Below are 23,322 nucleotides of genomic sequence, written 5' to 3' on the forward strand. Positions count from 1 at the left end.
CCACCTATCCGTCGATTTCGTTACATCATTTACCTGATGGACATCCTGTTGCTGTCACTCACGGCATTCGGAGGCCCGCAGGTACACCTGATGATGATGATCGAACGGCTCGTGCACAAGCGGCGCTACGTTACCGAGGAGGAACTACTTGAATTGCAGGCACTTTGCTCAATATTGCCCGGACCAAGTTCCACGCAAACCGTTACAGCGATAGGTCTCAAAATAGGCGGGCAACCGCTCGCCTACCTTACATTGCTGGTGTGGTCGCTGCCTGCGATGATCCTGATGACGCTTGCCGCCATCGGTATCCATTACCTCGAGCGCAATGCTATTTCGCTCGATTTCACGCGGTTTGTCGGGCCTATGGCTGTTGCATTTTTGATGTACGGCGCTTCGTCCATTGCCCGGAAAGTCATTCACAACACCCAGGGGTGGACATTCCTCGTCATTTCGACCATTCTCGCATACATGTACCCGTCGCCTTACATGACGCCTGTGCTCATCGTGTGCGGGGGCGTGGCTTCGTCGCTCAATTTCAAGAAGCACGAGAAAATGGAGAAGGCAGAAATCCGCATTAAATGGCGGCCCATTATCTTCTGGATCTCCGTCTTGATCGCCGCCGCCATTATCGGTAAAATCACAAATTCATTACCTGTGAGGCTTTTCGAGAACTTCTACCGGAACGGCAGCCTCGTTTTCGGCGGCGGGCAGGTGCTGATCCCCATTCTTTACAACGAGTTCGTAACCTTCAAGCATTATCTTTCCGAGCAGGAGTTCCTCGCGGGTATGGCGCTTACGCAGGTCGTACCCGGGCCGGTGTTCTCCATCGCCACTTTTGTCGGGAGCGTTTCGCTGCAATCCAACGGCTGGTTTGGCCAGATTGTCGGCGGGTTTGTAGCAACGGCAGGTATCTTCCTCCCCGGCACGTTCTTCATCTTTTTCGCCTACCCTTTCTGGGACCAGCTGAAACGTTACCGCGGTATCCGGGCCTCGCTTGAAGGCATTCACGCCGCCAGTTGCGGCCTCACCATCGCTGCCGCCATCTCGCTCTTTCAACCGATGATGACCAACATTCAGCCCGTTGTGACTGTGATTGTTACGCTGCTTGTCGTTGCATTCGGCAAGGTGCCGTCTTATGTGATCATACTGGCGGGGCTGTTGCTGGGGCTGGTGTTCTAACCTATTTCGCTGGGAGAACGGGAAACGTTGTGTATCTTTACTTAGACTTCATTGCAAAACTTAACGCGAAGAAATATGCTTTTGGAACTCAATGATAACGTAATCAAAAGTACCGGACTCACTGAGCAGGAGTTGAGGATCGAGTTGGCTGTGCGGCTGTACGAAGACGGGAAGATCACGGTCGGCCAGGGCGGTACAATGACCGGGCTGGGCAGCATTCGCTTCCAGAAGGAACTCGGGAAACGTAAAATCGCGTGGCATTATGATGTGGAGGATCTACATGCCGATCTTGAAACGTTAAAAAAACTGTCTGATAGTCAAGTCCAAAAATCAGTAAACGAATAATACCAGCATAAGCATTCCCAACCCCAATGACCAGACACCACCTAACCCTATTTACACTTCTTTTTCTCTCAGCATTTACCACAAAAGCCCAAATCAGCACTTCACCGGGCTTTTTGAATAAAAATAACACCAATGCGTCCCGGCAATGGGTCGATTCTGTTTTTGCGACGCTGACGCCCGATGAACGCATTGCGCAGCTCATTATGGTCGCAGCGGTTTCGGATACCAAACGGGCTTTGATTGACCCTAAAACCAGTAACCCGACGGTGGTAGAGAAACTGATCCGCGAAAACAAGGTCGGCGGTATCGTGTTTTTCCAGGGCGGACCGGTGCCACAGGCGCGGCTGACGAATCATTACCAATCGATTTCGAAAGTGCCGTTGCTGGTGGCGATGGATGCGGAATTCGGGCTGGCGATGCGGATCGATAGTACCGTGCGGTATCCCTATCAAATGACGCTGGGCGCCATTCAAGGTAATAATGAACTGATTTATGAAATGGGCGCACAACTCGCGAAGCAAGCGAGAAGGCTGGGAATGCATATCAATTTCGCGCCGGTAGCTGACGTGAATAACAATCCCAATAACCCGGTGATCAGCTTCCGGTCGTTTGGAGAAAATAAATATAAAGTAGCTGAAAAGGCGGTTGCGTACATGCGTGGAATGCAGGACAACGGACTGTTAACCAGCGCAAAACACTTCCCCGGCCACGGCGATACCGGCGTCGATTCACATTACGATCTGCCGTTGATTTCGCATTCCGTACAACGCATTGATTCGCTGGAACTTTACCCGTTCCGTGCGCTGATCGACAACGGCCTGAGCGGCATGATGATCGCCCATTTGAGCATTCCGGCGCTGGATAAAACGCCTAATCTGCCCTCCACCCTTTCCAAACCGATTGTAAGCAGACTGCTGCGCGACCAACTTGGATTTGAAGGTTTGATTTACTCCGACGCCATGAATATGAAGGGCGTCACCAAATACTTCCCGGATGGCAAAGCCGACGCAATGGGCCTCGAAGCGGGTATGGACCTGCTGGAATTTACCGAAGATGTGAACAAATCCATTGCGGAGATCAAAAAGAGCATTGCGGAGGGAAAAATCACACAGGCGGAGATCGATGCCCGTTGCCGCAAAGTACTGGAAGCCAAGGCATGGGCGGGGCTTAACCATTACAAGCCGGTTGACCTCAACAATTTATACGAAGACCTGAACCCCAAAGCAGCGGAACTTACTAACCGTCTGCTAACCGAAAAAGCCCTTACAATACTCAAAAACGACAACAGCATTCTGCCGCTGCGCGAGCTGGACACCTTGAAAATTGCCTCCATTTCCGTCGGAGCCGATACTATTACTACCTTCCAGAATACGCTCGGGCTTTACACTACCGTAGACCATTTTCAAATTCCCGCCAAGGCGACAGCCGAGCAGATCGAGGCGGTACGTTCGAAGTTGAATGCGTATAACCTGCTGCTGGTAGGCGTGCATCTGGGTAGCATATCCCCGCGCACCAGCTACGGCCTTACCGAGCCGATGAGCGCGGTGTTGCAGGAATTAATCGCTACCAAAAAGGCAGTGGTTTCGGTTTTTGGGAATCCGTATGCATTGAACAAAATACCCAAAACTGACGACGCGAAGGCGCTCGTTATGGCTTACCAGTTGACTTCTTACACGCAAGATCTGTCGGCCCAGCTCATTTTCGGCGCCATTCCTGCGGCAGGCAAGCTGCCGGTGACGGTGAATGCACAATATCCATACAATGCAGGCATCGAAACGCCGGCGCTGGGCCGATTGAAATACACCATTCCCGAAGAACTCGGGCTGGACTCGAAGGTGATTACATTTAAAATAGACTCCATTGCCAATGCTGCCGTAACGCAAAAGGCGACACCTGGCTGCGTGGTGCAACTCGCCAAGGACGGCAAGGTGTTTTTCCGCAAAGCATATGGGAAGCATACATACGAAGGTAATCATCCCGTAAAAGTGACGGATTTGTACGATTTGGCCTCGGTTACCAAAATCACGGCTTCTACCCTCGCATTGATGAGCCTCTGGGACGCCAAAAAATTCGATCTCGACGCGACCATGAAGGATTACCTGCCCGATTTCGAAGGTTCCAACAAAGCGGATCTGCATTGGCGCCGCGTGCTCACGCATAGTGCCCGCCTGAAAGCATTTATCGTGCTTTGGAAAGAGGCTCAGAAAGCGGATGGCAGTTGGAAGAAGAAGACATTCAGCACGAAGCAATCTAAACGCTTCCCGACTTCGGTCGTGGGCGATAGTCTGTTTATCTTCAAAAATTACGACAAAACCATCTTCAAATCGATCCGCGATTCTCCTTTAAATGAGAAGGAAGGCTACGTTTACAGCGACCTTTCGTTTATCCTTTATCCTCAGATTGTAAAACGGTTGAGCGGGGAGAATTTTGAGGATTATGTTAAAAACCACTATTACCACAAACTCGGCGCGAATACCCTCACTTTCAATCCTAAACGCTTTTACAAACTGGACGACATCGTGCCTACCGAACGCGACACGTTCTTCCGCATGACGCAACTTCACGGCCAGGTACACGACGAAGCCGCGGCAATGTTAGGCGGATTGAGCGGCCACGCGGGGCTTTTCGGTACTTCCAACGACGTGATGAAAGTGTGGCAAATGTATTTGCAGGATGGCTATTACGGCGGTCAGCAGCTATTGAGCAAGGATGCTCTGATCGAGTTTACGCGCTACCAGTATCCGGAGGAAGGCAGCCGCCGCGGGATCGGATTTGACAAACCTACATTCAAATACACCGGCAATGCACCGCGGTATGCGAGCCCGTCGAGCTTCGGGCATACGGGTTACACGGGTATTATGACCTGGGCCGATCCGGCATGGGGGCTGAATTATGTCTTTTTGTCGAACCGGGTGTATCCTACACGGGACAACAATAAGATCTCGTCGATGAACATCCGTACCTCGATCATGGATGTGGTTTACGAGCAGCTTTTAAAAAAGTAATGTTACCTTTGCAATACTCACGAACAAGGTTATCACAATGTACTATCGGTTTGACAAGGAAAAAGCGTCCCGACGACCCGGCGTCACGCCGTTGAAGGAGGCTATCGATCAGATGCTCGACAGGTACAAGTTGCGTAACCGTTTCGACCAATCCTACGTGGTCGCGCATTGGGACAAGATCATGGGTTCGGCCATCGCGAGCCGCACCCAGAAGGTGTACATCAAAGACGGCACCCTGTTCCTCCAAATCGAATCCGCACCGCTCCGCAACGAACTTTTCCGCGCCAAAAGCAAGATCATCGAGCTAATCAACCGGGAAATGGGCAGTACGCTGGTGCAGGATGTGATTTTTGTCTGATTTCTTCCAACAGGAAAAATTTGTAACTTGAATCCGCAATAATCATTGAAGGATATGACTACGCTGACGATAAAAACCGAAAAAGAGGAAGTGATAGAGGCTGTAAAGGCACTTTTACGGGGATTTAAAGTGGCATATGAAGAGTCATCCTATGATCCTGAGTTTGTTGCCAAAATAGAGATAAGTATGCAACAAGTACGGCAAGGCAAAACCATAAAATACGAGCCCGGTAGTGATCTATGGGACCTGGTAAATTCTAAATAGCATTTTGCGAACGGGCGGTCATACCGTCTATATTCTTTCTCTGAAAGGCCACTACTAGTCCCTATCTTGCTGCCCATAAAACAAAGGGTGCATTGCTTACGAATCTGAATGAATCCAATCCAATTTCCTGCATTTCTAAAACCCGGTGATCGTGTCGGGGTTTTGGCTCCGGCCAGTATTGTGAAGTATGATGATGTTGTTCCGGGCATACGGCTTTTTACGGAGCAATGGGGCCTGGAAGTGGTCGAGGGGGAAACTTTGAAGACTTCATTTAACCAGTTTTCGGCGTCGGATGATGACCGGCTGGCGGACGTGCAGCAAATGCTCGATGATCCTTCCATTAAAGCCATTATTGCGGCCCGGGGGGGTTATGGCTGTTCCCGGATCGTGGATCGCCTCAATTTTGACAAATTCCTTCAACACCCGAAATGGATCGTCGGTTTTAGCGACTTGACTGCTTTTCTAGCCCGAACTTTCCAACTCGGCTACGCAAGCATTCATGCGCCTATGGTCAAGACCATCACTTGCGCGGGTGCGGAAATCGCAGCAGAATCACTTCGGCAGATGCTTTTCGGCGAAATGCCTTTTTACGATGTGCCCGTGCATGCATTGAACCGAACCGGCGAGGCGGAAGCGCAGGTCGTAGGTGGAAACCTTTGTTTGCTCGCACATATGATCGGGTCGGAAACGGAGACGAATACGGATGAAAAAATCCTCTTTATCGAGGATATCAATGAATATCTGTACAATCTCGACCGGATGATGATTCAAATGAAACGATCGGGCAAGCTGGATAAGCTCGCGGGGCTGGTTGTGGGGCAGTTTACGGATATGAAAGACAATAACAGCCCCACATTCGGGAAGAATTCGTACGAAATTATCTCCGAGCATATAGCGGAGTACGATTACCCGGTATGCTTCGATTTCCCGGTGGGCCACGTCGGCGACAACCGGGCAATGGGCGTCGGCATGGAGGCCGTGCTGAATGTGTCGGAGCATGGTGCGCAACTCCGTTTTCTATCCCATTCCGCGGCTGTATAGTTTAGAGATATGACAAATTTCAAGGACAAGGTAGTCTGGATTACAGGGGCGTCGTCGGGTATCGGCGAGGCATTGACGATGGCTTTTGCCAAAGAAGGGGCGAAACTGGTGCTTACCGCCCGCCGCCGCGAGGAGTTGGAAAGGGTGAAGCAGCAAACTGCGTTGCCCGACCCGGACGTGTTGGTACTGCCACTGGACGTCACCCAATTCGAGCTGGCCAAGCCGGCTGCCGAGCAGGTGATTGCGCATTTCGGGCGGATCGACATCATGGTGCATAATGCGGGCGTCAGCCAGCGCTCGTACATCGACGACACGGATCTGGAAGTTTACCAGAGCCTGATGAATGTCAACTTTTTCAGCACCGTGGCGCTTACCAAAGCCGTTTTACCGCATATGATGGCCCAACAGTCGGGGCATTTCATCGTAATGAGCAGCGTTGCGGGGAAGATCGGGACAATTATGCGTTCGGGTTACAATGCGGCTAAACATGCATTGCAGGGATTTTACGATTCATTGCGGGCCGAAGGTTATCAACATAATATCAAAGTCACAACCATCTGTCCGGGCTACATCCGCACCAATATTTCTTTGAATGCATTGAATGCATCGGGCGATAAGTTCGGTAAAATGGATACTAACCAGGCCAAAGGCATTCCAGCCGATGTTTGCGCAGCGCAAATACTCGACGCGGTAAGGAAGGATAAAAAGGAAATCTACATTGGCGGTTTCAAAGAAGTGGCCGCTATTTATCTCAAAAGGTTCTTCCCGAGCCTGCTGTTTGACCAGGTCAGGAAGAACATTCCGGAGTAGCCGCTATTTCGCTTTCGCTTTTTCGAGATAATCGGTAGCCAAGCGCGCAATGGAGCGGACGCCCAGCACAAGGCTGCCTTCATCTACGTAAAAATCGGGGGTGTGGTGCGGTGCGGCTTCTGCCACGCTTTTTCCTTTTGGCATACCTCCTAAAAAGAAGAAGAAGCCAGGTACTTTTTGTTGATAAAAGGCAAAATCCTCGGCACCTGTTTTGACAGGAATTACATTCACATTTTCTTTCCCCGCCACATTTTCCAGGGTACCGATCATTTTGGCAGTCAGCGCTTCATCGTTGTGGGTGACCGGGTACATGACGTCGATATCGACCGTTGCGGTGGCCCCCGCACTTTCGGCGATGTTGTATGAAATGTCATTCAGGCGCTTGTGCACGTACGAATGCATCGTTTCGTCGAACGTCCGGATGGTCCCGATCATTTTGACCGATTCCGGGATGATATTCTGCCGCACGCCGCCATGTATCGCGCCTATGGTCACGACCGCGGGTGCATGTGTGAGGTCGAGGTTACGGCTCACGATCGTTTGCAAAGCGGTTACAATCTGCGAAGAAGTCACGATAGGGTCTACCCCCGACCATGGATAGGCGCCGTGCGTTTGTTTTCCCTTTACGTCGATACTGAAAAAATCTACTGCGGCCATCGTCGCGCCGGGTCGGTAGGAAATCTTGCCCACTTCGATCTGCGAATCGATATGCAGGCCGAATATCGCGTCCACCTTCGGATTTTCGAGCACGCCTTCTTTTACCATCAGTTCGGCCCCTCCCTCCTCGCCTTCCGGGGCGCCTTCTTCCGCTGGCTGGAATATGAATTTAATGGTCCCTGGAAGCTCATTTTTCATCGACGCCAGCACTTCTGCCACGCCCATGAGTATAGCCACGTGCGTATCGTGCCCGCATGCGTGCATGACGCCCGTAGATTGTCCCTTATATTCCGTCGTAACCTTCGATTTGAATGGAATATCTACCCGTTCGGTAACTGGCAATCCGTCCATATCCGCACGCAAAGCCACCACCGGGCCTGGTTTACCACCTTTCAGAATACCTACGACGCCGGTATGTGCGACGCCTGTTTTCACCTCGATACCCAGCTGTTTCAAATGGTTCGCCACCTTTTCGGCCGTTTTGAATTCCCGGTTACCTAGTTCGGGATTTTCGTGAAAATGGCGGCGCCATTCTACCAGTTTCTTTTCGAGCGCTGGTGCCTTCTGATCAATCGATTTGGCCAATGGTGATTGTGCAAATACCGGTTGAGTGCTCAGCATTGCAATCGCCGCCGCCGCAGACCATTGCAGAAATTTGTTTGTAATCTTGCCTGTAAAAGGAGTTGTCATATTGAATTGTTAAAAGGTCAGGTCTTTCAAGATCGGAAAGATATTGTTCCGTTCCAAAACAGAATTCCCAGTTTACCACTTGCCAAACGGTATTCCAAGCCATTTGCAACAGCACAAAAAAAGCCTTACCCGTAACGGATAAGGCCTTGTACTTGTAAATGAGAACGATCAATGCTCGTCTTCGCTGAAACCTGTGCGGCGGTATCCGGCATACTCGAATTGCGTTCCCGGAGCGTCCGAGAACTCAAACTTCACGTAAATCGAGTCTGTTTTATTGCCGCCGGTCGTAGTAGCCGCGCCTTTAAGTATCTTGCCCTCAATCACCGAAACCTGAATGGTATCAGCATACGCATTGGGAAGATTCTGGGCAGCGTCGAAAGTCATTGCCGGCAAATTCACCTTTGTGATAATTTTGGCAGGCCACGTTTCATGATCATCCAGGATCAGGTCGGTTTCGTTGTTGGCAGCCGTGTTGGAAGTTGTGATCAAATGGTACCCGTTCCCGACGTCTTCGCCTTCGTTAAGTATAAGTACGAACCACTCTCCGCACATTGCTTTCAACTTGGTTCCTTCGATGGTCGGTTCGCTGCCGAGATCACATGACAACAGTCCAAAAACCAGGGCTATCAGAGAATATTTTATATATTTCATAAGTGTCGGATATTATTGTTTTTCAAATACGCGGAGGGCTGCACCAAAGAGCGGGTTGATGACGACCCAGCTGTAAGATACCCCTTCCTTAATCGATGCATCGGTGCATTCAAACTCATTTCCCGGAGTCCGCTGGAACGGGCAACCTATTTTACCTTTATCGAAGTAGTAGAAGTACACAGTTTCACCCGGCGAAGGTACAGCTACACCACCGACGTTGTCAGCAGTATAAAGGTTACCGTTGACCTTGGTCACTTTCGAAATTCCAAAAGCACCAAAGTTTCGCTTATAGCTGCCCGAAATATTCGCGGTAGCGGCAGCCGAGATCACACCGACGTAACGGTATTCGACAGATGAGTAACCATCTTTGTTCACCGCCGAGTATTCGATCACATACACGCCAGGCGTCTTCGTATCGACCGTCCCATTCGTTTTGACTTCGATCTCCGTGTCACCCTCTTTGGCAGTAACACCAGCATCGGTAAAAGTACCTCCAACCGCTACCTGGTTCCATTGCTCGCCTTTCAGCGTAATAACCGGATAATTGGTAATAGTGGAAATGCCTTCCGTCACCTTGTCCTCTTCGCACGAAAACGCTGCAAACAAGGTCAAGGCTATCATTATAAGTTTTAGTCCTTTTTTCATAATATCAGTTGTCAATGACCTTGATTATTTCATCCACCAAACTTTGGTTGTAAGCGGCACCAGCGCTGGGGTGTTCACGTTGCCATCCCGCGATACGGAAGTGTACTGAACACGTTTCGGCAATGCGCCTTCATCCAGCACGGATTTTGCAGCGACAGTCCATTGTCCCGGAACGTACTTGCTATTGGTAGTCGGAACACTGGATTTTTCAGGATAGCCGGTACGTGCCTGATCCCAGAACGATTCGTGCCCCTGGCGGAACATTGCAACCCATTTCTGATAAATGATTGCCTTGATTTTCGCCTCCATGTTGCCGGCGGACGGATATTCATAAACCCCACCTTTCGCGATTTTTTTCGCGTCGAATGCAATGTTGAACTTCGCGTACGCTGCTGCCACCGCCTTGTCGTAGAACTCTTTCGCTTTCGCGTCGTTTCCGGTGCGCAGGTGTGCTTCCGAGAGCATAAAATAGATCTCGTCGATGCTGAAAAAGTAGAATGGATCGGTAGCTGTCATTTTAGCGACGCTCGGCACATTCACGCCGACGGTGCTCAGGAAATCGCCTTGTTCCAGACCAGACTGGCCGCCAGTGCCAGGTGTATAGTAAGCTGCAAGGCGGGCGTCGTCTGCATTCGCCTGCAAATAGGTCAGGAACGTACGGCTCAAACGAAGGTTGGACGATACGTTCAGCTGGCGCACGTTGTTTTCATACAACGGGTTGCTGCGGTTGGGTTCATCCACGAACTGGGTAATCGCAGCGTGATCTTCCAGGAATGGCGTGTTGGCGTCAAGCATTGCCTTGATGGCTGCGATAGCCTGTGTAGCATTAGGGCTGGCTGTCTGACGCAGATACAGTTTCAATTTCAGCGTATTTGTGAAACGTTTCCACTGATCGATCTGATTTTCCGCGCTTGTTCCTCCGAACACCAGGTCGGAAGGCACTGCTGTCGACTTGCCGTTGTTGAAATCGAGTGCCAGTGCATCATCGAGTCTTTTCAGCAACTCTGCATAAACAGCCGGACCTTCGTCATATTTAGGCGCTTTGATTGTTTCCACCTGCAATGCCTCGCTCAATGGAATCTTATCGAACCAGTCGGCCAGCATTTGAAAACCGTACGTCTGAACCGCCACAGATTGCAGCAGCATATTATTGTTGCCGCTTTCGATGGCTTTTCTCTTCACATCTTCGAAGTCGTTCAGGCCACCCGCGTAGAGCTCCGTCCAGGCGATATCGTAGTCGGAAGGCTGCAAATCGTAGGAATCGATGCCCCGGTACTGGCTGGCAGAGTTGGATTGGGTCCAATGCTGCGACCACAGGCCGCCGATGATGGCAAAATCTCCCCCTACAATAGCCGCAACCGATGCCTGCGCAGCCGGAAGCACGAATTCGGGCGCCACGTTCGTCGGGTTGTTGGGATCTTCGTTTACGTCCAGCCAGTCGTTGCAGGAGCCCAGTGAAAGCGCGGCAAGCAGCAGGACACTATTTTTTATAATACCTTTCATTTGAATCCTAATTAGAATGATAGATTTAACTGAACGCCGTACGTTGCGGTAGAAGGGCCGGCCGCGAATTCACCATAGAGGTTTTTCAGGCTGGTTCCGAACGTGTTGGCTTCGGGGTCTACTACGTGGTTACCCTTGGGCGTCCACAATACGAGGTTACGGCCGAAAATACCCACAGATGCACCTCTTACCGGCAGTTTTTCCAACGCTTTCTTAGGTACGGAGTAAGTGAGCGACACGTTTCTCAGCTTGAAGAATGTTTTCGGCAACACGTGGTTGTATTCGTTGGCAGAAGTAGCACCACCGTAGTAGGTGAACACATCCGCGCGCGACACTGGTACGGTGTTTACTTCGTACTTGTTATCATCCACTTTGATCACCGAACCCGGTACCACAAACGGCTCGCGGTCGTTGTATTGCGACATATACGCGTTTCCGTTGAAGTAGTTCAAACGGGCAGTGTAGGAGTAGAACACCCCGCCATTGCGGTAATCGCCATTCGCGCTGAATTTGAAACCTTTATAATCGAGGTAGGTTGAAATACCCAGTGTATAGTTCGGGTTAACCGAACCTCTGTATGTTTCTTCCGAGCTCACGAGCGGCAAACCGGTTGTCGCGTTAACGATAATGTTTCCGTTAGGATCGCGCTGCGCATCAGGCGAGTAAATCGCGCCAAGGGGCTTGCCTACCACTGCGCGGAGTTTCACATTATAGCTGTCGTTCAGAAGAATGTTTCCTGATCCGCCTTCCAGACCGAGGGATTCCACTTCGTTCCATATCTTGTTGTAGTTCACTGTAACTCCCCATTCGAATTTTTCGGTGCGTAGAGGGATCAGGTTCAATGCCAATTCAACCCCTTTGTTTCTCACACTTCCCAGGTTGACCGTCTGCGTGGTGGCACCGGTTGCAGGTTCGAGTGAGAGGCTGATGATCTGGTTTTTGGTCAGCTTGTTGTAATAGCTGAGGTCGAGCCCTACGCGTCTTCCGAAGAAGCCCAGTTCCAGACCTCCTTCGTATTCCGTCGAAATCTCAGGTTTCAGGTTCTGGTTTCCGAGGTTATTGGAAACTTCGTAAGCGTTACGATTCGCAAATGGGAAGTTGATGTTACCAAATCCACCCGCACGAACCGAGCCAGGCACGTAAACTGAATACACCTGATATGGATCGGCGTCGTTACCCGCTGATGCAGCCGCGAAACGTACTTTCACGAAAGGAATATCCGCCGGCAATTTGAATACGTCCGACAACACGGCGCTGATGCTCGCACTTGGATAGAAGTAAGAGTTTTTGCCTTTTGGCAGTGTACTGGTCCAGTCGTTACGTGCACCCACGGTGAGGTACAACCAGTTGTCGAAACCGAATGTAGCCTGACCGTAGATACCCACGAGGCGACGTTTAGTAGATGTCGCGAATGTGGTTGGGGTTACAGAGCTGTTTGACAGGTTATAGAACCCCGGAAGGTCAAGGTTTGTCACTTTCGCAAAATTAGTCAGGCCAGTCCTTTCGTTCAGGTTGTGCCCCAGGAATGCCTGCACATCGAAACGTGATCCGAAATTGTGTTTGAAATTAAGAAGCAGATCGCTGTTGAACTGGCGGTTTTGTTTCGCAAGCTGTGATACACCTCCGAAAACGTCATTAGCAGAGGCGTTTGGCGTACCATCGGCGATTTTACCCACGTTACCCCAGTCTTTCTGGAATGCATCGGAGTAGTCGCCGCCGACGCGGAATTTCACGTCCAGGCTTTTCAGCAATTGATAACCGAATTCGATGTTACCGAAAATGCGGTCTTCGTCGTAGTTGTTGCCCTGGTTGTACAATGTCCAGTAAGGATTCTGAGCGTATGGCGTAAAATAATTATCCAACGTCATGAATTTGTAGTACGGGCTGCTCGGATCGAGCAATGCTTTCGAATCCACGATCGAATGGTCGCGCGGGATCTGGATGATCTCCTGCCACAATACCTTACCACCACCTGCATCGTCGCCCTGGCCGGTCGCTACCGCTTTCTGGTTTTTGTGAACGTAGTTAATGTTGGAGTTCACTGAGAACTTATCCAGCTTCAGACCACCATTCAGGCTCAATGTGTTACGCTTGTAAGAGTCGGCATTGGTAGGTACTACCCCGTCGGCTGTCGCGTTGGAATAGGCTACACGATAGTTCGCGGTTTCGGTACCACCCGATACGGCGATGCTGTTGTTCCATTCGTAACCTTTGTCGAAGAAGTCTTTCAGGTTGTCTTCCTGCGCCGAGAAAGGTTTCAGCATTTGTGAATTGTCCACCACATTACCCCAAAGGCGTGTCTTGCCGTCGAGTCTCGGGCCCCATGAACCGTTTTCGAGACGGTCGAACAAGCCGCTCCATCCCTGGCCATATGTGTTTTGCAGGTGGGGCACGCGCAGAATCCGTGATTGTGCGAATGACGATGAAATATCAACCTGCGTTTTGCCTGATTTACCTCTTTTCGTAGTAATGAGGATCGCGCCGTTGGCCGCACGGCTACCGTACAATGCGGATGCCGAAATACCTTTCAACACAGTGATGCTTTCGATTTCGTTCGGGTTGATATCGTTCATCTGGTTACCGAAGTCCATCGAACGGTTGAAGTCATCGTTGGTATTTTGTGCATTCGTTGATGAGGTATTACCGCGGTTGTTCATCGGCACACCGTCGATCACGAACAGCGGCTGGTTGTTACCGGTCACAGAGTTGAAACCGCGGATGTTCAGGACGGTCGACGCTCCGGGTGCTCCTGATGCGGTGTTAACCGACAGACCGGGCACGCGCGCGTTGAGCGCATCGAGCGGGCTGGTGTTACGGGCTTCTGTGATGGATGTATTGGAAATGGTGGCGGTACTGTAACCGAGCGACTTACGTTCGCGCGAGATACCGAGTGCGGTCACAACCACCTCTCCGAGTTGCTGGGCATCGGCCGCGAGCGTCACATTGATCGTCGATTTCGAGCCGACCACGATGCTCTGGCTGAGGTAACCCACAAATGAATACACGAGTGTTCCGGAAGAGGGGGCAGAAATGGTGTACTTTCCATCAATATCGGTGGTGATACCTCTGGTTGTACCTTTCAGGGTGATGTTTACACCGGGGAGCACGCTTCCGTCGTCGGCGGTTACAACTCCCGATACTTGTTTATCCTGGGCAAATGCCTGCCAGCCAGGAATCAATAAGCACCCTAAGAATAGAAATAGTAGAGTCTTTCTCATACAAAGGATTTAAAGTTTGTTTAAATAGGTATTAATTGCGTCAAGGTGACAAAACTAATCGTTGTTTCAATCAATTACAATGCCGTGCAAATCAATGTCCAGAATATAATTTGGCATAAATTGATTTTCATTGCCAGTTTGTTAGCACTAACCGGCAAAACGCTTCCATAAACGTATTTGTTAGAACTTCATGCTTTCTGCACATTCGCAATCAAAATTGCAAAGCCTTCCTCCTTTCCTTAGATGATTTTCAAACAATTCAAATATTCGCTAAAAGCGGCTTGTTATGGAGGGTGTAGTTTCCGGGCCCGAAATAGCCCGGTTTTGTAGCTGAAAAATTTATGTTAAGCTACAAACAATATTAGAAAAATGCAACTATTTATCAAAAATTCCTCCGATAACGCTGCTGCACGGCCAGCGCATTTTCTCACCGCCTCTTAATTTAGATTCATTCTTTAAAAATGCTGCGTATACAGATACCGTGCTTTGCGCTCCCGCATTTGCACCATTCCCGGTGTTTGTGGCTTAAAAATGTAAATTCCTCAAAAAAAGACATCTCTTGTTAACAATCGGTTAAAATCAAGCGCATTTTCGGAAATTTGCCATATTTGAAAAAATTGCAAAAAATCTTGACTTATGCATATAAAATTCTCCTGATTAGGTAGTCAAGCCAAAGTAAATTTTGAAAATTCGCAATGAAATGGTTGTACTGGTTAAACTAATAGTTATTTTTGCAACAGTATGTTTACATAACAAACCTAACTTTAAGATCAATTTATGAGGAAGACTTTATGCTTCTTAATGGGGTGTATGCTGCTGTTTTTTACGCAGGTACATGCCCAGGATCTCGCCGTGACCGGTAAGGTCACCGCAGACGACGGCTCGCTACTTCCGGGCGTCAACATTTCTTTGAAAGGTACTACTCGCGGTACCACTACCGACACCCAGGGCCAGTACACGATTTCCACCACTTCCGGGGCAACGCTTGTTTTCAGTTTTATCGGTTTTCAAACACAGGAAGTGATCGTTGGAAGCCAGTCCGTCATCAACGTAACGCTAAAAAACGATGTCAGCCAGCTTCAAGAAGTGGTCGTAACCGCACTTGGACAAGAGCGCAAGAGAAACGAGCTGGTGTATGCAGCCCAGCAGATCAACAACGAACAGATCGTACAGGCGCGTAACCCGAACGTAATGAATGCGCTCGCAGGTAAAATCGCCGGTCTGGACATCAAAACGAACAACAATATGGGTGGTTCGACGAGCGCGATCATCCGTGGTTACAAATCCATTACGGGTAACAACCAGGCATTGTGGGTAATCGACGGTGTGCCGGTTTCCAATGCCAACACCAACACTTCCGACCAGCAGACCGGCCGCGGCGGTGCCGACTACGGTAATGCCGCTTCCGACATCAACCCGGACAACATTGCGTCCATCAACGTATTGAAGGGTGCTGCGGCAACCGCATTGTACGGCTCGCGGGCTTCCAACGGTGTGATTTTAGTAACAACCAAGCAGGGCCGCAAAAACAGCTTCGACGTAACGGTGAACAGCGGTGTTACCTGGGGCAAGATCGACAAAAGCACCTATGTGAAATACCAGAATGAATACGGCGCAGGATACGGCGGTGACGGGGCGAAAGACCAATTCTACCGCGGAAACCTGGGTTCAGGCGAAGGGGATATCGCGATCTTCGACGCGGATGCCTCATACGGTGCTAAATTCGATCCCAACAGAATGGTCTACCAGTGGGATGCATTCGACCCATCTTCCCCGACCTTCGGCAAAATGACCCCGTGGGTTGCTGCTAAAAACGGCCCGGCCGCATTCTTCGAAACGGCTGTGACTTCCAACCAGAGCGTAAGCATCCTCGGCGGCGGCGAAAACACCACATTTAAAGTAGGTTATACCCGCAGCGACGAGAAAGGTGTTCTTCCTAACAGCAAGCTCGGAAAGAACCTCTTCAACTTCTCCGCATCGTTCGACGTTACTAAAAAACTGACGATCTCAGCCAACGCCAACTACGCACAAGTGAAAGGTTTGGGACGTTACGGAACAGGTTACGACGGCAAAAACCCTAACCAGCAGTTCAGACAATGGTTCCAGACCAACGTCGACCTGCTCGAACAGAAAGCGGCCTATTTCAGAAACAGACAGGACGTAACCTGGAACTGGGGAGACCCGAAAGCGCCATTTGACGAAAATGGCCCTATTTACTCGGAAAACCCTTATTTCTCCCGCTACGAGAACTTCTCGAACGACTCACGTGACAACTTCTTCGGGTATGCGGCGGCAGTTTACAAAATCGCGCCGTGGGTTGACCTTACCACCCGTTTCGCCTACAACGGCACACAGGATATGCAGGAAGAACGCATTGCATTCGGAAGCGCCGATCCTGCCCAATACAAACGCTATAACAGAGGTTTCAATGAAACTAACCTCGATGTGATCTTCAACTTCCGCAAAGCCATTACCAAGAACATCAACTTCTCCGGTTTGGCAGGTGGAAGCATGCGCCGCTCGACAGAAAACTCGATCCGCGCACAAACCAACAATGGTATGGTCGTTCCAGGCCTGTACTCGCTTTCGAACTCGGCCAACCCGATCGAAGCACCCATTGAAACTTACAGAAGAATCGGTGTAGATGGTCTTTACGCCCAGGCATCATTTGGCTACAAAGATCTCGTCAACCTTGACCTGACCGCAAGACAGGACAAATCAACGACGCTTGTTAAAGGTGAAAACACCTATTTCTATCCTGCTATCGGTGTCAATTTCAACCTTTCCAACCTGGAATCAATGCGGAAATTTGGCTGGCTTACTATGGCAAAGCTGAGCGCTAACTACGCAGAAGTAGGTAACGATGCACCATGGGGAAGCACGATCGACGTTTACGACAAACCAACCGGGCTCGGCAGCATTCCTTATTTTACACTGAGAAATACCAAAAACAACCGTGATCTCAAACCGGAAAGAACCAAAAACTACGAATTGGGTCTTGAAAGTGCATTCCTCAACGACCGTGTAGGCTTTAACTTTACGTACTACCGATCGTCAACGCTGGATCAGATCCTTCCCGTGTCGATTACCGCTGCAACCGGTTATGCATTCCGTTATGTAAACTCGGGTGAGGTACAAAACAAGGGTATCGAGATTTCTGCATACGTGACGCCGATCCGGGTGCAGGATTTCTCATGGACATTGAACCTGAACTTCTCAAGAAACCGCAACAAGGTGATCAGCCTGTACGGCGAAGGCGACCAGGAAGTAACCAATGTTACCATCGCCAGCCTTCAGGGCGGTGTTTCGATCAACGCAGCGAAAGGGCAGCCTTTCGGTGTGATCCGCGGGACGAATTTCGAATACCATAAAGACAATGGCCAGAAAATCGTAAGATCGAACGGCTTGTACAAAGCAACTTCCAGCTCTTCCGAAATCATCGGTAACCCGAACCCGGACTGGATCGCAGGCCTGAGCAACACATTGAAATACAAAACATTGTCACTCAGCTTTCTGCTCGACATCCGCCACGGCGGCGACATCTGGTCGCTTGACCAGTGGTATGGCGAAGGTACCGGTCTTTATCCGATCACAGCAGGCCTGAATGAGTTGGGCAACCCTAAAAGAAACCCGGCTTATTTGTATGATGCGGACGGAAATAAAACCGGCAACGCACCTAACCAGGGTGGTGTACTATTCCCAGGCGTGCAGGAAGACGGAACGCCTAACACCGTTCGCGCAGAAAACGTAGACGGAAACGGTGCCACCGCATACGGTTACCCGGGCAACCCGCCACGTGCCATGTACATTTACGATGCAAGCTATATCAAACTGAGAGAAGTAGCCCTTACTTACGCCCTTCCGCAAGCGATCGTAAGCAAATTGCGCGCATTCAAGGAGATTGACATCTCGGTAATCGGACGTAACCTTTGGATCATTCATAAAAACATGGAATTCCAGGATCCGGAAGAAGGAATGGGTTCTGGTTTGCTGAATGGTGCAGGTGGCTACCAAAGCGGTGCTTACCCGGCTGTAAGAAACTATGGTTTCAATGTTAAATTCCGTTTCTAAGCGATATGAAAAAATTAATCATTCTTTTCCTCCCGTTCCTGTTGCTGACGGCCTGCGTCGACAGCCTGGACGATTATAATGTGGATACCAAGCGGCCGTCGACAGCGCCGCCTGTTACCCTGTTCTCGAATGCGTTGAAAGGCCTGGCAGATACGCTGACCAGCCCGAACGTCAATGTTAACAACTACCGCTTGTACGTTCAGCAATGGACAACTACTACCTACCTGGACGAACCCCGCTACAACGTTACTGCCCGTATCGTTCCGGAGTCGTTCTGGAGAGGACTTTACAAAGGCGTTATCGCCGATTTGAATGAAGCCAGAAGGCTTGTTAATGAGGATGCATTCATGGGGCAAACTTCCAAGGATGTCCAGCTTGCTCAAATCGAGATTGTGGAAGTGATGACCTGGGCTGCATTGGTAAATACCTTCGGAAATATCCCGTATTCCGAAGCCATGAGCCCTGAGAACCCGCTTCCAAAATACGACGATGCGAAAACAGTATATGATGCGATCCTGACCCGTCTGGATGCGGCGCTTCCCAAGCTGGAAGCCGGCGGTACGCCATTCGGAGGTGGCGACCTGCTTTACAAAGGCAAGATCCCGCAATGGGTAAAATTCGGAAACTCGCTCAAATTGAAACTGGCGATGATCATCGCCGACAGCGACGAGGCAAAAGCGAAGAAAATGGTAGCGGAAGCCGCCCCGAAAGTATTCACCAGCAATGCAGACAATGCGGCTTTCCCGTACATTTCGACCCCGCCTAACAACAACGTGATCTCGACGAACCTGAACGAGCTTTATACCAGCCGTCAGGATTTCATCCCGGCTGCGACGATCGTGAACCCGATGAACGAGCTCAGCGACCCGAGAAGACCTTTCTTCTTCACGACCATCGACGATAAGTATGTAGGTGGCCAGTACGGATTCCTGAACACCTATTCGAACTTCTCTCACGTAAGCGACAAGATCATCGATCCGGCATTCGAAGGGCTGCTGCTCGACTACGCGGAAGTGGAATTCCTGCTCGCAGAAGCTGCGGAAAGAAAGTTCATCACCGGTTCGGCCTCCGAGCACTACAATAAGGCTGTAACGGCGTCCATCACCTACTGGGGCGGAACCGCACAGCAAGCTGCAACCTACCTCGCACAACCAAAAGTTGCCTATGCGACGGCGGAAGGCAATTGGAAGCAAAAAATCGGTTTCCAGAAATGGCTCGCACTTTACAACAGGGGCTGGGAATCATGGGTTGAATGGAGAAGACTCGACTTCCCTAAACTGTCCCCTCCATCGGGCGGAAACGTTCCGGCCGGTTTGGCGATCCCTGTGCGTATGATCTACCCGATCATCGAGCAAACCCTCAATGGCGCCAACCGCAACGCAGCGGCAGACGCGATCGGCGGCGACCTTGCTACGACCAAATTGTGGTGGGATAAATTCTGATATCCAACCAGGAATATATGCAGAGAGGCGGGCTTCGGTCCGCCTCTTTTTTTTGTACTAATCACAATACACTTTTCAGTAGTATGCCGATTAAAAGCTCATCCCTGCCGAACGCTGGATACATACCGGATATGCGCTTTTGATCATCGTAAATTCAGCGTCATAAGGTTTTCGAAAACCCTTCCACCTACAAACCTGACTTTGATGAAACGATTACTACTCACACTCCGAGCCGGTATTCTCGTGCTCTTCATTATTCCTGCCTATGCGCAAACGCGCGAACTGACCGGCCACGTCACGGCCGAGGACGGTTCGTCGCTACCCGGCGTCAATATTTCATTGAAAAACACAACCAGGGGTGCCACCACGGACGACAAAGGTAAATACACCGTTTCCGTGGAACCCGGCACTACACTGGTTTTTAGTTTTATCGGCTTCCAAAGCAAGGAAGTCCCGGTCGCTAACCAGACAAAGCTTGACATCGTGCTAATCGCGGACGAGACGCAACTTCAGGAGATCGTAATCACCTCCCTGGGCATTGCCCGCGAGAAAAAGGCGCTCGGGTACGCCGTACAGGAAATCAAAGCCGACAAACTTACGCTCGCCCGCGACCCTAACATAGGCAATGCGCTCGCGGGTAAAATTGCCGGTGTGCAGGTCCTGGGGCAGTCGGCAGCCAAATTTGGGACGCCCAGCATCCGCATCAGGGGAATCAATTCGCTGGCAGGCAGTGATCCGCTTTACGTCGTAGACGGCACGCCGACGGACGTCAGCATGGTAAATATGGATGATGTTGAAGCCCTTACCGTTCTGAAAGGACCGTCTGCAACAGCACTGTACGGCAATCGCGCTTCGGCGGGTGTAGTCGTCGTGACAACCAAAAGGGGAAAATCAGGCGAAACTTCCCTGACCCTCAACCAAAGCGTGACCATGGACCAGGTGTCGTTACTGCCCAAATACCAGAACGAATACGGTGGCGGCTACTCTCAGGAATGGGAAACTTTCAAATTCAACCCACAGGTACACCCCGCCGCCTGGGCTTCCTATGAAGGACAGCGCATGCTGGATTACTCCGCGGACGAAAGCTGGGGGCCGAAGATAGACGGCCAGATGCACCGTTCGGCATTCTCATGGCAGCCGGGAGAAGGTTTTGGAAAAGAAACACCCTTCGTGGCGCATCCGAACAACGTCCGTGATTTCTTCGAAAAACCGGTTAGCTATAACTCGAATATCGCATTCTCAAAAGCCGGGGACAGCTACTCTTCACGGATTTCGTATACGCACATTGTTAACAACGGCATTGTTCCGAATAGCCGGCAGGTCCGCGATTATATCAGTGCCAAGACCGGCATTACTTTCGCCAAAAAACTGACAGCCGAGCTGAATGTAAGTTATACGGGAACGAAAACCGATAACACACCGGCCGACCGCTATGGCAGTTCGGGTGGTACCGGCTTGGGAACCAATCTATTTTCCGTGAATTCCACCGTCAACAATGCGACGCTGAACGGGTACAATCAAACGACCGGATCATTCAACCAATGGTTCCAGCGGCAACTGGACATTGAAGACCTCAAAAATTATAAAAACCCGGACGGCACTTTCCGCAGCTGGAACATCGGCAGCCCAACGGATGCACGGCCCAAATATTGGGATAGCCCCTACACACAGGCATATGAGAATACGAATGTCAATCGCCAGCAACGCATTTTCGGCGACGCAGGACTTACCTACCAGATTACCGATTTCCTGAAAATTACCGGAAAATTCCGCCGCGACTATGGGAGCTATTTTATGGATGGAAGAGTCGCGTCGGGAACATTGAATGCAGGCGGGCTGGGCGCTTACGCTTATCTCAGCGGATCGATCCTCGAAAACAATTACGAGAGCATTGTGAGTTTCGATAAAGATATTCAAAAGGTATCGATACTTGTAAATGCGGGTGGCAACATGCGCTACAACCGCACCGAAGGGACGCTCCAAGCCACGGCTGGCGGACTTACCACGCCCGGTTATTACAATATAGCCGCATCGAAAGACCGCCCGATCACCGCAAACTATCTGTTTGAAAAGAAAGTAAACAGCGTATTTGCCAACGCCAGCATCGGTTACGGAGATTTCATTTTCATCGAAGGCTCGATCCGGAACGATTGGTCGTCGTCACTGCCGTCGGCTAGCAACTCCTATCTGTACCCATCCGCCTCGGCCAGTCTCGTATTTTCAGAATTTATCCCAACAAACCGGGTTTTATCTTTTGGGAAGCTGAGAGCCGGGTATGCGCAGGTCGGTACCGACCTCAACGCCTACCAAACTGCATTAACCTACAATGTCGGGACCGTTTACGGGACGAGCCCCACCATGACGCTCCCCGGTACATTGCCTAATTCGGTTCTAAAACCCGGCATGTCCTCCTCGCACGAAGGTGGAATCGATCTCCAATTCTTCAACAACCGCATTGCGCTGGAATTCACGGCTTACAAAAACAACAACAGCAATCAGATCATCCCATTGGCCGTAGCGTCGACAAGCGGCTATAATAATGCCGTCGTGAACGCCGGACTGATCACTACCCAGGGCCTTGAACTGCACCTTTCGGCCCAACCTGTCAAAACGGAAACATTTACCTGGGAGCTGGACATTAATGCGGACCGAAACCAGTCCAAAGTGGTAGAGCTTACCGAGCAAAGCAACAATTACCGGCTCGATGGCCCGCAATGGCGGTCACTCACCCTCAATGCACGGGTAGGGCAAGACTGGGGAATGCTTGAAGGAGTGGGAATTAAAAAAGATGCGAATGGTAAAAAGGTCGTCTATTCGGCCAGTCCTGAAAACATCAAGGCAGGGAAAGCAGGGTTGTATGTAAAAGAAAACAATGTCAATCTCGGCAATGTGCTGCCCAAGTTCAAAGGCGGTCTGATCAATGCGTTTGAATACAAAGGATTGACACTGCAAGCGAGCACGGATTTCGTCGTGGGCGGCAAATTCTTTTCCGTGACCCGGATGTTCAATGCAGGATCGGGCCTGGCGGCCGAAACGGCCGGCAACAATGAGCTGGGCAATCCCAAGCGCGACGATCCCGGCAAAGGAGGAGGCATCCTGCTGGACGCCGTTACCGAAGACGGCCAGCCTAATACCCACCGCGTCGACACCCAAAATCTTTACGAAAACTGGCTTTTCGCACTTAATGAGGAATGGATTTACGACAAAACCTACGTAAAACTCCGCGAGCTGTCACTCGGCTATAAAATCCCGAAACGATATCTGGGTAAGTATGTGAAATCAGCCAGCGTATCGCTGATCGGTCGCAACCTGCTGCTCATTTACAGTGCCATCGGCGGTGGTATCGACATTTCGGAAACCGAAACACTTTGGTACGAAGGCGGGCAGCTGCCGCCGGTAAGGTCTGTCGGCGCCACGCTCAGGGTCGGGTTTTAAGCACACAT

General features: G+C 50.5%; 15 protein-coding genes. 10 read left to right on the forward strand and 5 right to left on the reverse strand.

All coding sequences use genetic code 11. The features are described 5' to 3' along the window. The first annotated feature begins 36 nt into the window (after positions 1–36). The 7 genes from chrA to BLQ88_RS30530 all read left to right on the forward strand — a co-directional run bounded on the left by chrA (position 37) and on the right by BLQ88_RS30530 (position 7,002). Positions 37–1,179 carry a chromate efflux transporter gene (chrA, locus tag BLQ88_RS30500; RefSeq protein ID WP_090156812.1) on the forward strand — a complete coding sequence of 381 codons (1,143 nt, stop codon included), beginning with the start codon at positions 37–39 and terminating at the stop codon, positions 1,177–1,179. A gap of 75 nt (positions 1,180–1,254) precedes the next feature. Then, positions 1,255–1,524, forward strand: a complete 270-nt coding sequence (locus BLQ88_RS30505; RefSeq protein ID WP_090156813.1) for a UPF0175 family protein — start codon at positions 1,255–1,257, stop codon at positions 1,522–1,524. 26 nt (positions 1,525–1,550) lie between these two features. Next, positions 1,551–4,529 carry a serine hydrolase domain-containing protein gene (locus BLQ88_RS30510; RefSeq protein ID WP_090156814.1) on the forward strand — a complete coding sequence of 993 codons (2,979 nt, stop codon included), beginning with the start codon at positions 1,551–1,553 and terminating at the stop codon, positions 4,527–4,529. A 37-nt stretch (positions 4,530–4,566) separates the two neighbouring features. Next, a complete protein-coding gene (locus BLQ88_RS30515; protein WP_090156815.1) occupies positions 4,567–4,887 on the forward strand; it encodes a DciA family protein in 321 nt (106 codons plus the stop codon). Between the two features lie 54 nt (positions 4,888–4,941). Next, the gene (locus BLQ88_RS30520) at positions 4,942–5,151 is read left to right on the forward strand and encodes a DUF2683 family protein (RefSeq protein WP_090156816.1); all 210 of its coding nucleotides are present in this window, start codon (positions 4,942–4,944) and stop codon (positions 5,149–5,151) included. A gap of 108 nt (positions 5,152–5,259) precedes the next feature. Then, entirely contained in the window at positions 5,260–6,192 is a 933-nt protein-coding gene (locus BLQ88_RS30525) for a S66 peptidase family protein (protein WP_090156817.1), read from the forward strand. 9 nt (positions 6,193–6,201) lie between these two features. Beyond that, complete coding sequence (locus BLQ88_RS30530) at positions 6,202–7,002, forward strand: SDR family oxidoreductase (RefSeq protein WP_090156818.1); 801 nt, start codon at positions 6,202–6,204, stop codon at positions 7,000–7,002. Positions 7,003–7,005: 3 nt separating this feature from the next. On the opposite strand, the gene BLQ88_RS30535 is transcribed toward BLQ88_RS30530, so the two are convergent. The 5 genes from BLQ88_RS30535 to BLQ88_RS30555 form a co-directional block, all read right to left on the reverse strand. Beyond that, entirely contained in the window at positions 7,006–8,349 is a 1,344-nt protein-coding gene (locus BLQ88_RS30535; protein ID WP_090156819.1) for an amidohydrolase, read from the reverse strand. Between the two features lie 168 nt (positions 8,350–8,517). Then, positions 8,518–9,000: a lipid-binding protein gene (locus BLQ88_RS30540; protein ID WP_090156820.1), complete on the reverse strand. Its 483-nt coding sequence runs from the start codon at positions 8,998–9,000 to the stop codon at positions 8,518–8,520. A 12-nt stretch (positions 9,001–9,012) separates the two neighbouring features. After that, positions 9,013–9,621, reverse strand: a complete 609-nt coding sequence (locus tag BLQ88_RS30545) for an immunoglobulin-like domain-containing protein (protein ID WP_090156821.1) — start codon at positions 9,619–9,621, stop codon at positions 9,013–9,015. 48 nt (positions 9,622–9,669) lie between these two features. Continuing rightward, positions 9,670–11,148 carry a SusD/RagB family nutrient-binding outer membrane lipoprotein gene (locus BLQ88_RS30550; protein ID WP_090156822.1) on the reverse strand — a complete coding sequence of 493 codons (1,479 nt, stop codon included), beginning with the start codon at positions 11,146–11,148 and terminating at the stop codon, positions 9,670–9,672. Positions 11,149–11,159: 11 nt separating this feature from the next. Then, entirely contained in the window at positions 11,160–14,366 is a 3,207-nt protein-coding gene (locus BLQ88_RS30555) for a SusC/RagA family TonB-linked outer membrane protein (protein ID WP_090156823.1), read from the reverse strand. Positions 14,367–15,143: 777 nt separating this feature from the next. Between BLQ88_RS30555 and BLQ88_RS30560 the strand changes: the two genes are divergently transcribed. The 3 genes from BLQ88_RS30560 to BLQ88_RS30570 all read left to right on the forward strand — a co-directional run bounded on the left by BLQ88_RS30560 (position 15,144) and on the right by BLQ88_RS30570 (position 23,314). Beyond that, positions 15,144–18,437, forward strand: coding sequence for a SusC/RagA family TonB-linked outer membrane protein (locus BLQ88_RS30560; protein ID WP_229212936.1), 3,294 nt, complete (start codon positions 15,144–15,146; stop codon positions 18,435–18,437). A 5-nt stretch (positions 18,438–18,442) separates the two neighbouring features. After that, a complete protein-coding gene (locus BLQ88_RS30565) occupies positions 18,443–19,879 on the forward strand; it encodes a SusD/RagB family nutrient-binding outer membrane lipoprotein (RefSeq protein WP_090156825.1) in 1,437 nt (478 codons plus the stop codon). Between the two features lie 204 nt (positions 19,880–20,083). Beyond that, complete coding sequence (locus BLQ88_RS30570; RefSeq protein WP_090156826.1) at positions 20,084–23,314, forward strand: SusC/RagA family TonB-linked outer membrane protein; 3,231 nt, start codon at positions 20,084–20,086, stop codon at positions 23,312–23,314. Positions 23,315–23,322: the final 8 nt, after the last annotated feature.

It is taken from the genome of Dyadobacter soli, assembly GCF_900101885.1.
Classification (GTDB): Bacteria; Bacteroidota; Bacteroidia; order Cytophagales; family Spirosomataceae; genus Dyadobacter; species Dyadobacter soli.